The 13,365-nt window shown below is 69.8% G+C and carries 10 protein-coding genes; 4 read left to right on the top strand and 6 right to left on the bottom strand.

The annotated features are described in order from the left end of the window. Nucleotides 1-160 precede the first annotated feature (160 nt). The 4 genes from OG303_RS14225 to acnA form a co-directional block, all read right to left on the bottom strand. Nucleotides 161-763, bottom strand: a complete 603-nt coding sequence (locus tag OG303_RS14225) for an HD domain-containing protein (RefSeq protein ID WP_405868472.1) — start codon at nt 761-763, stop codon at nt 161-163. Between the two features lie 47 nt (nt 764-810). Continuing rightward, the gene (locus OG303_RS14230; protein ID WP_405868474.1) at nt 811-2,346 is read right to left on the bottom strand and encodes an ATP-binding protein; all 1,536 of its coding nucleotides are present in this window, start codon (nt 2,344-2,346) and stop codon (nt 811-813) included. After that, nucleotides 2,343-3,068, bottom strand: coding sequence for a response regulator transcription factor (locus OG303_RS14235; protein WP_405868476.1), 726 nt, complete (start codon nt 3,066-3,068; stop codon nt 2,343-2,345). Before OG303_RS14235 ends, OG303_RS14230 begins: the two co-directional genes overlap by 4 nt. A gap of 145 nt (nt 3,069-3,213) precedes the next feature. After that, entirely contained in the window at nt 3,214-5,928 is a 2,715-nt protein-coding gene (gene acnA / locus OG303_RS14240; RefSeq protein WP_405868478.1) for an aconitate hydratase AcnA, read from the bottom strand. Between the two features lie 413 nt (nt 5,929-6,341). Here acnA and OG303_RS14245 point away from each other — a divergent pair, with 413 nt between their 5' ends. Both OG303_RS14245 and OG303_RS14250 read left to right on the top strand, forming a co-directional pair. Then, nucleotides 6,342-6,539, top strand: coding sequence for a DUF4236 domain-containing protein (locus tag OG303_RS14245; protein WP_405868480.1), 198 nt, complete (start codon nt 6,342-6,344; stop codon nt 6,537-6,539). A gap of 65 nt (nt 6,540-6,604) precedes the next feature. Further along, nucleotides 6,605-8,134 (top strand): helix-turn-helix domain-containing protein, encoded by a 1,530-nt coding sequence (locus OG303_RS14250; RefSeq protein WP_405868482.1) that lies wholly within the window; start codon nt 6,605-6,607, stop codon nt 8,132-8,134. A gap of 276 nt (nt 8,135-8,410) precedes the next feature. Here the strand turns inward: OG303_RS14250 and OG303_RS14255 are convergent, their stop codons facing one another. Continuing rightward, nucleotides 8,411-9,016: a TetR/AcrR family transcriptional regulator gene (locus OG303_RS14255; protein ID WP_405868484.1), complete on the bottom strand. Its 606-nt coding sequence runs from the start codon at nt 9,014-9,016 to the stop codon at nt 8,411-8,413. A gap of 144 nt (nt 9,017-9,160) precedes the next feature. On the opposite strand from OG303_RS14255, the gene OG303_RS14260 reads away from it, so the two are divergent. Then, nucleotides 9,161-10,084 carry an NAD(P)-dependent oxidoreductase gene (locus OG303_RS14260; protein ID WP_405877263.1) on the top strand — a complete coding sequence of 308 codons (924 nt, stop codon included), beginning with the start codon at nt 9,161-9,163 and terminating at the stop codon, nt 10,082-10,084. Then, nucleotides 10,081-10,863 (top strand): enoyl-CoA hydratase/isomerase family protein, encoded by a 783-nt coding sequence (locus OG303_RS14265; protein WP_405868486.1) that lies wholly within the window; start codon nt 10,081-10,083, stop codon nt 10,861-10,863. Before OG303_RS14260 ends, OG303_RS14265 begins: the two co-directional genes overlap by 4 nt. A gap of 63 nt (nt 10,864-10,926) precedes the next feature. On the opposite strand, the gene OG303_RS14270 is transcribed toward OG303_RS14265, so the two are convergent. Next, on the bottom strand, nt 10,927-13,365 hold the full coding sequence (locus OG303_RS14270; protein ID WP_405868488.1) for a TIM-barrel domain-containing protein: 2,439 nt from the start codon (nt 13,363-13,365) through the stop codon (nt 10,927-10,929).

Genomic DNA, 13,365 nt, shown 5'->3' on the forward strand with positions numbered 1-13,365 from the left:
GATGGAGGTGTGGAGGTGCGCAGGTACGGATGTGAGCGGGGTGGGGGCGACCGGGCGCGGCGGGTTCCGGTCCGCCGCCCCTATGGGAGCGCTCCCACCCCACCAGTGGGGAAGCTAGCGCCGGTTGGCCCACTTGTAAACGGCTGGTGCAACCGGGTGCTCAGGGCATCCGGTGCACCGGATAGGCCGACTGGAAGGCCAGCCGCCGGTCGGCGTCGTGGCCGATGGCCGTGAGCAGGTCGTCGAAGGCCAGGAACTCCTCCCAGGCCGGACGTCCGCTCGCCGCCGCGAGCCGCGCGACCACGAGATCCTCCAACTCCTGTACCCGCTTGCCCTTCCAGATCTTGTCGGCGACGCTCACCAGCAGGTCCTCGACGCCGAGGTCCGGCCGGGTCCACGCCGCGTGCGTCTCGGCGAACCGGGCCGACTCCGGGTCGACGCCCCTGGCCAGCAGCAGCGCACGCCCGGCCGCCTCGTGCGCGGAGCCGGGGCCGGACAGTTCGGTCGGGTGTGCCGTCTTGCCGATGTCGTGCGTGGCCGCCCCGAAGAGGACGGCGTCACGGTCGAGCCGGACCGCCGGGTGCTCCCGTGCCATCCAGTCGACGAGTTGATGCGCCACGTCGTGAACGGCCCGGAGGTGTGCCGCCAGCCGGGGCGAGGCGTCGAGGTCGCGCAGCAGTCGGGCCGCATCGTCCGGCAGCGGGCGCAGGGAGAGCTCGCCCGGGTCGTGGAGGGCACGTTGAAGGAGGTCGGTGGTGGCCACGCCGTCAGGGTAGGCGGGTGGACACGCGAACGCCGCCGGGCGTCCGGTTACACCGACGCCCGCCTCGTACGGACGACTTGGTCCCCTGCGGGCTGAAGCCCGGTGGCCGTTGCCCTTGAGGCCGGGGGCAGTTCGACGGTGAACTCCGTGCGGCCGGGAACGCTGTCCACGTCGATACGTCCGCCGTGAGCCCTCACGATCGCCACCGCGATGGCCAGCCCCAGCCCCGACCCGCCGGCCCCGCCCGGCGCGCGCGAGCGGGACGTGTCGGCGCGGGTGAACCGCTCGAAGACCCTCGGGAGGAGTTCCGGCGGAATCCCCGGCCCGTCGTCCCGCACCCGAATCACGCATCGCTCGGCCGTCGCCTCCACCTCCGCCACCACCGTCGTGCCCACAGGCGTGTGCATACGTGCGTTGGCCAACAGGTTGGCCACCACCTGGTGGAGCCGTGCCTCGTCGCCGGCGACCGCGGCCGGGGCGTCGTCGAGGGACAGGACGAGCTGCCAGTCGTGTCCGCCGCCCGCCGCCCGCGCGTCCCACAGCGCCTCGGCGACCACGGCCGCGAGATCGACCTCACCCGATTCCAGCGGCCGCCCCTCGTCCAGCCGGGCGAGCAGCAGCAGGCCCTCGACCAGGCCCGTCATCCGCGCCGACTCCGCCGACACCCGGCGCCACGCCAGCACCGGTTCGATGCGGTCCGTGCCGAGGTTCATCAGTTCCGCGTAGCCCGCGATGGACGCCAGTGGCGTACGGAGTTCGTGGCTCGCGTCGGCCAGGAAGCGCCGCATGCGTTCCTCGCTGCTGCGTACCTGCTCCTCGCTGCGCCGGCGTTCGGCGAGGGAGGACTCGACGTGGTCGATCATCCGGTTGAGCGCGGCACCGACCTGGCCGGCCTCGCTGCCGGCGTCGGTGTCCCGGGAGGGGACGCGGGTGAGGCCGGTGACCTCGCCGCGGTCCAGCGGGATGCGGGAGACCTCGACGGCCGTGGCGGCGACCCTGCCCAGAGGGCGCAGTTGGCGTCGTATCACGACCGCGGAGACGACCCCCGCGACGGTCAGGCCGGCGGCCGCCACGCCCGCCTCGACCAGGACCAGTCCGCTGATCATGTCCTGTACGTCGTCCATCGGGAGGCCGGCCAGGACGCGGACGCCGTTGTCGTCCAGCGCGGTGACGCGGTACGCGCCGAGGCCGGGGACGGTACGGGTGTGCTTCGAACCGTCGGTGGCGATGCCCGCCAGGGCCCCCCGCTGGGCCGCGGTCAGCGCCAGCGGTGCCTTGTCCTGGCCGACCAGCGCCCCGGCGACGATCGCCCCCTTGTCGTCCAGGCGGGCGGCCAGCATGCCGGCGGGTTGGCCGTTCTCGTGCAGGAACCCGAGGTTCGTGTCGAGCGTCGGGTGGATCGAGGCCCCGCCCAGGCTGCGTTCGGCGGCGTCGCCGACCCGGTCGTCCAAGTTGTCGAGCAGATAGGCGCGTTGGGCGAAGACCGTGGTGAGCGCCATCGCGGCGCACACGACGACGAGTGTGGCGGTGATGTAGAGCAACAGGCGCGTGCGCAGGGAGCGGACACGCGGGCGGGCGGTCATCTGCCGTTCTCCGTGGGCCTGATGGCGTACCCCATCCCTCGTACGGTGTGGATCATCGGCGCCCGGCCCTTGTCGATCTTCCGGCGCAGGCTGGAGATGTAGACCTCGACGAGGTTGCCGCCGCCGTCGAAGGAGCTGCTCCACACCTGGTCGAGGATCCGGTCCTTGCTCAGCACCTGGCGTGGGTGGTTCAGCATCAGCCTGAGCACGTCGAACTCCTTGGCGGTGAGCTGGATCCGCGTACCGGCGCGGTGCACCTCGCGGGTCTCCTCGGTCAGGACGAGGTCGCCGAGGACGTGTACGGGATCGTCGGCGCGGCTGTGTCCGGTGCCGGCCCGGCGCAGCAGGCCGCGCAGCCGCAGCACGACCTCCTCGAGGGAGAAGGGCTTGGTCACATAGTCGTCGGCGCCGTTCTCGAGGCCGTCGATGCGGTGCTCGATCGCGTCGCGGGCGGTGAGCATGAGCACGGGGAGCTTCGGGTTCTCGTACCGGAGGCGGCGCAGTACCTGGATGCCGTCCAGGTCGGGCAGCATCCCGTCGAGCACGACGGCGTGCGGGGCGCAGTCCCGGGCGATGCGCAGCGCGCTTCGCCCGTCGGCGGCCGGGTAGGGCCGCCAGCCCGCCTCGGTGACGGCGACGGACAACAGCTCGGTGAGCCCGGGCTCGTCTTCGACGACGAGCACACGGACCCGACCGGTTCGGGACGCAGAGGTGCCTGACATGTCTCGATACTGTCCCGGTCCGCTGGGGGAACCCTGTGTTCCACCTGAGCATGGGTGATGACCTGGGAGATCCCGGCACGGAAACGACGAAGGCCGCACCCCCGGCGAACCGGGGGCACGGCCCTCAACTGCCTTGCCGTACCGCCTACTTGCGGATCAGGCTGCGCAGCACGTACTGCAGGATGCCGCCGTTGCGGTAGTAGTCGGCCTCACCGGGGGTGTCGATGCGGACGACCGCGTCGAACTCGACGCCCGTGTCGGTGGTGACCTTGACCGTGGCGGGGGTGGTGCCGTCGTTCAGCTCGGTGATGCCGCTGAAGGAGAAGGCCTCCTCGCCGGTCAGGCCGAGGGTCTCGGCGGACTGGCCCGCCGGGTACTGCAGCGGGATGACGCCCATGCCGATGAGGTTGGAGCGGTGGATGCGCTCGTAGGACTCGGCGATGACGGCCTTGACGCCCAGCAGCGAGGTGCCCTTGGCCGCCCAGTCGCGGGACGAGCCCGAGCCGTACTCCTTGCCGGCCAGGATGACCAGCGGGGTGCCCTGCGCGATGTAGTTGCGCGAGGCGTCGTAGATGAAGGCGACCGGGCCGCCCTCCTGCGTGAAGTCGCGGGTGTAGCCGCCCTCGGTGCCAGGCGCGACCTGGTTGCGCAGGCGGATGTTGGCGAACGTGCCGCGGATCATGACCTCGTGGTTGCCTCGGCGCGAGCCGTAGGAGTTGAAGTCACGACGCTCCACACCGTGCTCGGTGAGGTACTTGCCGGCCGGGGTGTCGGCCTTGATCGCACCGGCCGGGGAGATGTGGTCGGTGGTGACCGAGTCGCCCAGCTTGGCCAGGACGCGGGCGCCCGCGATGTCGGAGACCGGGGTGGTCTCCATCGTCAGGCCCTCGAAGTAAGGGGGCTTGCGGACGTACGTCGACTCGGCGTCCCACTCGAAGGTGTTGCCGGTGGGGATCGGCAGCGCCTGCCACTGGGCGTCGCCGGCGAAGACGTCGGCGTAGGACTTGTTGAACATGTCCTCGCCGATGGCGTTGGCCACGACGTCGTTGACCTCGGCCTCGGAGGGCCAGATGTCCTTCAGGAAGACCGGGTTGCCGTCCTGGTCGGTGCCCAGCGCGTCCTTGGTGATGTCCACCTTCATGGAGCCCGCGAGGGCGTACGCGACGACCAGCGGCGGGGAGGCCAGGTAGTTCATCTTGACGTCGGGGTTGATCCGGCCCTCGAAGTTGCGGTTGCCGGAGAGGACCGAAGTCACGGCGAGGTCATGGTCGTTGACGGCCTTGGAGACCTCCTCCGGCAGCGGGCCGGAGTTGCCGATGCAGGTGGTGCAGCCGTAGCCGACGAGGTTGAAGCCGACCTTGTCGAGGTAGGGGGTCAGGCCCGCCTTGTCGAAGTAGTCGGTGACGACCTTGGAGCCCGGGGCGAGGGTGGTCTTGACCCACGGCTTGCGGGTCAGACCCTTCTCCACGGCCTTCTTCGCGACGAGCGCGGCGGCGACCATGACGTACGGGTTCGAGGTGTTGGTGCAGGAGGTGATGGCCGCGACCGTCACCGCGCCGTGGTCGATCTCGTAGGTCGAGCCGTCGGGGGCCGTGACCGTGGTCGGGCGGGTCGGTACGCCGTTGGAGGAGGCCGGGGAGTCGGAGGCCGGGAAGGACTCCTTGCCCGCCTCGTCGTCCTCGGCGACGTAGTTGCGGACGTCCTGCGCGAACTGCTGCGAGGCGTTCGCGAGGACGATGCGGTCCTGCGGGCGCTTCGGGCCGGCGATCGAGGGGACGACGGTCGACAGGTCCAGCTCGAGCTTCTCGGAGAAGTCCGGCTCGGCCTTCGGGTCCAGCCACAGGCCCTGCTGCTTGGCGTACGCCTCGACGAGCGCGACCTGCTGCTCGTCACGGCCGGTCAGACGCAGGTACTTCAGGGTCTCGTCGTCGATCGGGAAGATCGCGGCGGTGGAGCCGAACTCCGGCGACATGTTGCCGATGGTGGCGCGGTTGGCGAGGGAGGTGGCGGCCACGCCCTCGCCGTAGAACTCGACGAACTTGCCGACGACACCGTGCTTGCGCAGCATCTCGGTGATCGTGAGGACGAGGTCCGTGGCGGTGGTGCCGGCGGGCAGCTCACCGGTCAGCTTGAAGCCGACGACGCGCGGAATGAGCATCGAGACCGGCTGGCCGAGCATCGCGGCCTCGGCCTCGATGCCGCCGACGCCCCAGCCCAGCACACCGAGGCCGTTGACCATGGTGGTGTGCGAGTCGGTGCCGACGAGGGTGTCGGGGTACGCCTGTCCGTTGCGGACCATGACCGTACGAGCGAGGTGCTCGATGTTGACCTGGTGGACGATGCCGGTGCCGGGCGGGACGACCTTGAACTCGTCGAAGGCGGTCTGACCCCAGCGCAGGAACTGGTAGCGCTCCTTGTTGCGGCCGTACTCCAGCTCGACGTTCTGGGCGAAGGCCTCGTTGGTGCCGAACTTGTCGGCGATGACGGAGTGGTCGATGACCAGCTCGGCCGGGGCCAGCGGGTTGATCTTCGCCGGGTCGCCGCCGAGCTCCTTGACGGCCTCACGCATGGTGGCGAGGTCCACGACACAGGGCACGCCGGTGAAGTCCTGCATGATCACGCGGGCCGGCGTGAACTGGATCTCCTGGCTGGGCTGCGCCTGGGAGTCCCAGCCGCCGAGGGCGCGGATGTGGTCGGCGGTGATGTTCGCGCCGTCCTCCGTGCGGAGCAGGTTCTCCAGCAGGACCTTGAGGCTGTACGGCAGTCGGGCCGAGCCCTCCACCTTGTCCAGCCGGAAGATCTCGTACGACTCGTCGCCCACCTGCAGCGTGCTGCGGGCGTCGAAGCTGTTCGCCGACACGACAGTCTCCTTCATTGATGTGCGCGTACTCACCACACGCCGACACTTTGCGGCTACCGCCGCGTGGTGCCGCCACGGCATCTTGGCCGATCCGCTAAGGTAGGGCTAAGTTAGGTAACCCTTACCGGGGTGGCGGCTGCGGTGCTCCTCGGCAGTTATCTCGATGTCGAGATAACTCTAGTACATGAGGCCGGGATGGTCATGCCCGGCCTCCTCATTCACTGCGCCCCGACGACTCCGGCCGCCCCACCCGCACGACCGGGCCCGCCAGGCGATTATCCGGCCGAACGGGACGTTTGGCGCGGGCGGGACGAACCATTCGCACACCGGGGCGGAATCGGGCCCATCAGTGCGCCGAGTCGGGGTATCCGACCTGAGCGGGGGAAGTCCGACCGCCACGAAGGGAGACACCCATGCCGCTCACCTTCCGCAAGAGTTTCCGGATCCTCCCCGGGGTGCGCCTGAACATCAACCGGCGCTCCTGGTCCCTGACCACCGGCGGCAGGCACGGCCCCCGGCACACACACAGCAGCTCGGGACGTCGTACGACATCGATGGATTTGCCCGGACCCTTCGGATGGCGGCGCACCCGTACCGCGAGGCGGCGTTGACGGCCCGTCACCCGAATGGACCCCCCGGACGGGCCCCATCTCATATCTGAGATAGCCTCAAGCTCATGGCAGACGACTACCTCGTACGCATCGGCAAGCTCATCCGTGACGCGCGGCAACACCGTGGCTGGACACAGGCCCAGCTGGCGGAGGCGCTCGGCACAAGTCAGAGCGCTGTCAACCGCATCGAGCGCGGCAACCAAAACATCAGCCTTGAGATGATCGCTCGAATCGGCGAGGCCCTGGAAAGCGAAATCGTCTCGCTGGGCTATGCGGGCCCGATGCATCTGCGGGTGGTCGGCGGTCGCCGGCTGTCCGGGGCCATCGACGTCAAGACGAGCAAGAACGCGTGCGTCGCGCTGCTCTGTGCGTCCCTGCTCAACAAGGGGCGCACGGTGCTGCGCCGGGTGGCGCGGATCGAGGAGGTCTACCGGCTGCTCGAGGTGCTGAGCTCGATCGGTGTGCGGACGCGGTGGATCAATGACGGCGTCGACCTGGAGATCGTGCCGCCCGCCGAGCTGAACATGGCGGCGATCGACGCCGATGCGGCCGTACGGACGCGGTCCATCATCATGTTCCTCGGTCCGCTGCTGCACCGTATGGACCGCTTCAAGCTGCCGTACGCGGGCGGTTGCGACCTGGGCACGCGGACCATCGAGCCGCACATGATCGCGCTGCGCCGGTTCGGGCTCGACGTCACCGCCACCGAGGGGCAGTACCACGCCCTGGTGGACCGGGCGGTGCGGCCCGACCGGCCGATCGTGCTGACCGAGCGCGGGGACACCGTCACCGAGAACGCGCTGCTGGCCGCCGCGCGGTCCGACGGCGTCACCGTGATCCGCAACGCGTCCTCCAACTACATGGTCCAGGACCTGTGCTTCTTCCTGGAGGCGCTCGGCGTCCGGGTCGAGGGCATCGGCACCACGACGCTCACCGTGCACGGCGTGCCGGACATCGACGCCGACGTGGACTACTCCCCCTCCGAGGACCCGGTCGAGGCGATGAGCCTGCTGGCGGCCGCGGTGGTGACGGAGTCGGAGCTGACGGTGCGTCGGGTCCCGATCGAGTTCCTGGAGATCGAACTCGCCGTCCTGGAGGAGATGGGCCTCGACCACGACCGCACGCCCGAGTACTTCGCGGACAACGGCCGTACGCGACTGGTGGACCTCACCGTCCGGCCCTCCAAGCTGGAGGCGCCGATCGACAAGATCCACCCGATGCCGTTCCCCGGCCTGAACATCGACAACGTCCCGTTCTTCGCGGCCATCGCCGCCGTCGCCCAGGGCAAGACCCTCATCCACGACTGGGTCTACGACAACCGTGCCATCTACCTCACGGACCTCAACCGCCTCGGCGGGCGCCTCCAACTCCTCGACCCGCACCGCGTGCTGGTCGAGGGCCCGACCCGCTGGCGCGCCGCCGAGATGATGTGTCCGCCCGCGCTGCGACCCGCCGTGGTCGTCCTGCTGGCGATGATGGCGGCCGACGGCACGTCCGTACTGCGGAACGTGTACGTCATCAACCGCGGTTACGAGGATCTCGCCGAGCGGTTGAACTCGGTGGGGGCGCAGATCGAGATCTTCCGGGACATCTGACAGCCCTTCGGCGAAGTGTCGCCGCACCCCATTCGACCTGTATGGATGCAGGTCCGGAAGGGGCGCGGCGGCACCTCTGGCACTTCTCTGGGACCTTGCGCCGAGAGCGAGTTGCTCCCGGTCGCCTCGCACGTCGCCCTCACCCCGGTCCGGGGCTTCGGCATGCGCACGGCCGAGACGCACGTCCGTCTCTCGTACGCCGCCTCAACCGATGACCTTCACGAAGGCGTCACCCGGCTCAGGGCGTTCGTAGCCGCGCTCCAGTAGGGCGGCCCGTCAGCCGTCCTTGCGTACCGCGGCGTCGAGGAGGGGGCCGAGTTCCCGGGCCACGGTCGTCAGGGCACGGACGTCCTGCTCGGCCCGGGCGATGAGAATCGCCCCCTCCAAGGCACTGATCATGAGCGTGGCCAACGCTTCGGCGCGCTCCTTCGGCACGCCCATCTCCGTCAGGGCGTGGGCGACCGAGCCGCTCCAGGTGCCGAAGGCGGCGGAAGCGGCCTCGCGCGTGGCCACGGTGGACTCCGCGCAGTCCACCGTGGCGGCGGCCACCGGGCAGCCGCCCGCGAAGCCGACGGCCGCGTACTCGTCGGTCCACTGGCGCACCATCTCGGCGAACAGCCCGCTCGGCGTCGGCTCGGACAGCGCGGCGAGGAAGCGGGTGACCCGGTTGCCCGCGTACCGGCCCGCCCAGCCGACGGCCTCGTTGACCAACTGCTCCTTGCCGCCCGGGAAGTAGTGCTGCAGCGAGCCGCGCGGCGCCTGTGCGTGGACGGCGACCTCGCGCATACCGGTGGAGCCGACCCCGTCGCGCCGGATGAGCTGCGCCGCGCTGAAGACCATGCGCTCGCGCGGCCCACGTCCGGACACCACTGTCGCCGCCATCCTCGACCTCCGTCACCGTTCCGTGGGCTTTCCGGAGTCCACTCTATGACCGCCGTCATGGAGTGGACTACTATGACCGCTGTCATGATCAGCGGTAACAGGGTCGGTCCGGCCCTGCCGCGGGGACAGAAACGGCGGTACATCGTGGCGTACGTGGGTTTCGTCGGCCTCGGGATCATGGGGCAGCCCATGGCGCTCAACCTCGCTCGTGCGGGAACGCCCCTCGTGGTCTGGAACCGCACGCCCTGCCGATGTGAACCCCTGCGCGCCGCCGGAGCCGAGGTCGCGGCAGACCCTGCCGAGGTCTTCGACCGGGCCGACGACGTCGTGATCCTCATGCTGGCCGACGAGACGGCCGTCGACGCGGTACTGGGCCGTGGCACTGCGGACTTCGCCGCGCGGGTCGCCGGACACACCGTCGTCCACATGGGCACGACCTCGGCCGAGTACTCGGGCAGCCTCCAGGACGACATCCGGGCCGCGGGCGGAAGGTACGTCGAGGCCCCGGTCTCCGGTTCCCGGGTCCCGGCCGAGCAGGGGCAGTTGGTGGGAATGCTGGCGGGGGACGCCGATGCCGTGGAAGCCGTACGACCCCTGCTCGCCCCCATCTGCCGGGAGACGTTCGGCTGCGGTGCGGCCCCGGGCGCCCTGCTGATGAAGTTCTCGGTGAACCTGTTCCTGATCACGCTGGTCACCGGGCTGACCGAGGCGTTCCACTTCGCCGACCGGAACGGACTCGACCAGCGCCTGCTCCGGAACGTCCTGGACGCGGGACCGATGGCCAGTTCCGTTTCCCGGGTGAAGGCCCCCAAGCTGGTGACCCGTGACTTCACCGCTCAAGCGGCGGCCGCGGACGTACTGAAGAACAACCGGCTGATCGCGGAGGCCGCCCGCAAGGCCGGTCTGGCCTCCCCCCTCCTCGACATCTGCCACACCCTCTACGACGAGACCGTCGCACGGGGCCACGGCGGCGAGGACATGGTGGCCGTACTGCGCGCACTGGAGGCCAGGACCGACGGCGCCGCACCGCCCGACGCCGTCACGCCCCCTGCGGAGGACCACGTATGAGCTGGACGATCGAGCGGCACGGCCGAGTCGCCGTCGTGACGATGACGACCAACCCGGTCAACGCGCAGAACCGCGCCTTCTTCGCCGACCTGCACGAGGCGTTCGACCGCCTCGAACGCGACCACGCGCAGTCCCCCGTCGTCCTGACCGGCACCGGCGCCCGGTTCTCCGCCGGCCTCGACCTCGGCGAGCACTTCCCTCTCTTCGCCGGCGACCCGGCGGCCGTCGCCGCCTGGTTCCAGGAGTACCGGGCGACGAACATGCGGCTGTTCACCTACCCGCGCCCGACCGTCGCCGCGGTCAACGGGCACGCCTTCGCCGGAGGTCTGATCACCGCCGCCGTGTGCGACTACCGGGTGGCCGTCACCGACGGGTCGGCGCGGTTCGGGCTCAACGAGGTACCGATCGGCATCCCGATGCCCGCGGTGTACGTCCGTATGCTCGCCCACGCCTGGGGCGACCCGGTCGCCGCCCGCACCTGCCTGCTCGGGGAGATCTTCACCCCGGATCAGGCGCACGCGCTGGGCATGGTGCACGAGCTGACTCCGGCCGGGGAACTGCTGGAGCGCGCCGTCGCCGTCGCCGAGAAGACACCCGAGGACTGCATCGAGCAGTACGCGTTCACCAAGCGGGCCTGCCAGGCCGCCGCCCTGCGTGACATCGCCGAACTCGCCGACCCGCTCGACGCCGAGCTTCCCGCCGGGATGACGAGCGAGCAGGCCCGGCACGCGCACCGGCGCTACTGGCAGGAACTCAAGGGCCGCCCCGCGCAGTGGTGAGCCGGCGACACCTGGCGCACGGGAGAGGAATGCACACCAACTCGCCTTATAGGGACGTCCCTCTCACCCGAGCAGGTGACTCACCGGCCGGCCTCCGTAGTGAACAGTGGGACCGTCCGTGGTGAGCTCGCTCAACCCGAGGCCGGCTCGTGTGCCCACCACGACGGGACGGAAGTCCCGGTCTGCGGGAATCCCACCGCCTGCGCCGGTGGGTGCCTCGACGAGGAACCGCCCCTCGGCATCGGACCAGCGCAGCGACGTGAACGTGAACTCGCCCTGCTCGTGGCCGAATCCGTCACCGGCGTCGTCGTACAGGTCGAACCGGCCGTCGGCGCCCGGATACACACGGACCTCCAGCGGAGCGTCGGGCACCTCGTCGGCGTAGGAGACCACGGGACCGAGCGGAAGCACCGAGCCGGCCCGAACGAAGACGGGCATCTGCTCGAGCGGGGCCGCGGCATCGATGGTCCGGCCCCCGGTGTGCCGCTCGCCCGTCCAGAAGTCGTACCAGTCGCACCCGGCGGGAAGGTAGACCCGCCGGGTCCGTGTGGAGTCGGTGATCGGCGTGGAACCCGGGCCGAAGTACATGGGTTCGGTCACGGGGCAGATCATCAGCGCGGGCCCGATCATCAGCTGGTCGTCGATGTCGAACACGGCAGGATCGCTGCGGAAGTCGAAGGCCAGCGCACGCATGCCGGTATAGCCGCGGTGGGCCTCCCAGCCCTGGAGTGTGTAGAGGTACGGCAGCAGTCGGTAGCGCAGATGGATGAAGGCGAGGATCGTCTCGTAGGTGGTGTCGCCGACGTCTCCGAAACGCCAGGGTTCACGCGGGGTGTCGGTGCCGTGCGAGCGGAACATCGGCAGGAACGCGGCGAATTGGAGCCAGCGGACGTAGAGCTCGCGGTATCCGAGGTCGTCGCAGCCGTCGGGGAAGTCCCCGCGCCAGAACCACTGTTCCTTGCGGTCGACGAAGAACCCGCCGATGTCGCAGGACCAGCGGGGGTTGCCGGTCATGCAGAAGTTGAGCCCGTCGGCGATCTGGGCGCGCAGCGTGGCCCAGGTCGCGGTGACGTCTCCCGACCAGGTGACCGCTCCGTAGCGCTGCTGGCCCGGGCTGCCGGAGCGGGTCAGGATGACGGGGCGCCTGTGCGGGTCGGCTCCGCGCTGGCCCTCGTACAGGCCGCGGGTGTGCATCAGCGCGTAGGCGTTGAGGTGTTCGGCGTCCAGATACTTCTTGCTCTCGTCCGTGTTGATACGGGCCCGGGTGGCGGCGTCGGGTTTCACCGTGCCGTTCCAGTCCGCTTCGAACGGCTCGGTGCAGTCGGCCCACCAGGCGTCGACCCCGAACCGGAAGTACCCCTCGTCGGCCTGCTTCCAGTAGAGCTTCCTGGCATCCGCGCTGAAGGCGTCGTAGGTGGCGTCGTTGCCGAGCAGGTGTCCCTGTTCCCGCATCTCGACCTGGTCGGGTCCGTCGTTGTGCATATCGGGCCAGACGGAGACCATCAAGCGGGTGTTCAACTCGTGCAGGTCCGCGCAGAGTTGACCCGGATCGGGATAGCGGGTCGGGTCGAAGCCCTTCTGCCCCCACTGCTCTCCGGTCCAGCTCTTCCAGTCCTGCACGACGCAGTCGAGGGGGATGTTCCGCCGCCGGTGTTCGCGGGCGATCTCGACGAGTTCTTCCTGGGAGGCGTAGTGCTCCTTGGACTGGAAGTAGCCGAGCGCCCATCGGGGCAAGGGCGGCACCTGACCGGTCAGCGCCCGGATGCGCCCGATGATGTCGTCGATCTCCGGGCCGAGGACGAAGTAGTAGTCCAGCTCGTCGTCGGTCTCGGTCCAGAAGCGGGTTCCGTCCGGGCCGTCGGCGAACGAGGCGTATGCGCAGCTGTCCCAGAGCATTCCGTAGCCGGCGGTGGAAACGATGACCGGGGCGGCCACCTTCAGGTTCTGCTGGTACAAGTACTGCTGGTGTCCTCGGTAGTTGAGGATGCCTTCCTCGTGCTGGCCCAGGCCGTGGATGGCCTCTCCTTCGGCGAGTTCCAGGCGCAGCGTGGTCGAGTACGCCGTACGGTCCACGACGCGCGGTACGGAGTCGGCCACCGCCTTCGGTCCGTCGGGTCCCTGCACGTTCGTCATGTGCGTGTTCGCGGCGCGGAGGGGGCGGTGGACGTCGATCTCTTCCAGAGTTCTCGTCTCCGCTCCGTCGTGCGGTTCGCGCACCAGCAGCCGGTCCGAGCTGTCCGTCCAGGTGAACGCGCCGCTGAGGGCGTCGATCCTGAGCCGCAGTGCGGGCGTCGAGACGAGGAGTCCGCCGTCGACTTCGGCCACGTGCGGAGCGGTGGCGGGTGCCGGGAGGACCATGAGGCTCTCGGCGGTGCCGAAGCGGTCCCGCCGCGTCTGTACCACCCGCATGATCTCGGGGCCCAGGACCTGGATCTTCATCCGCCCGGTGTCCGTGAGGACGACGACTGCGTCGGCTTCGACGCGGTAACTGGTCACGAACAT

The sequence above is a fragment of the Streptomyces sp. NBC_00005 genome, from assembly GCF_045160215.1.
Classification (GTDB): domain Bacteria; phylum Actinomycetota; class Actinomycetes; order Streptomycetales; family Streptomycetaceae; genus Streptomyces.

What these genes read in the sequence shown, in the direction of transcription:
- OG303_RS14235 (WP_405868476.1), bottom strand. Translation starts at nt 3,068, where the DNA reads ATGTCAGGCACCTCTGCGTCCCGAACCGGTCGGGTCCGTGTGCTCGTC.
- OG303_RS14230 (WP_405868474.1), bottom strand. Translation starts at nt 2,346, where the DNA reads ATGACCGCCCGCCCGCGTGTCCGCTCCCTGCGCACGCGCCTGTTGCTC.
- OG303_RS14250 (WP_405868482.1), top strand. Translation starts at nt 6,605, where the DNA reads ATGGCAGACGACTACCTCGTACGCATCGGCAAGCTCATCCGTGACGCG.
- OG303_RS14255 (WP_405868484.1), bottom strand. Translation starts at nt 9,016, where the DNA reads ATGGCGGCGACAGTGGTGTCCGGACGTGGGCCGCGCGAGCGCATGGTC.
- OG303_RS14245 (WP_405868480.1), top strand. Translation starts at nt 6,342, where the DNA reads ATGCCGCTCACCTTCCGCAAGAGTTTCCGGATCCTCCCCGGGGTGCGC.
- OG303_RS14265 (WP_405868486.1), top strand. Translation starts at nt 10,081, where the DNA reads ATGAGCTGGACGATCGAGCGGCACGGCCGAGTCGCCGTCGTGACGATG.
- OG303_RS14270 (WP_405868488.1), bottom strand. Translation starts at nt 13,365, where the DNA reads ATGTTCGTGACCAGTTACCGCGTCGAAGCCGACGCAGTCGTCGTCCTC.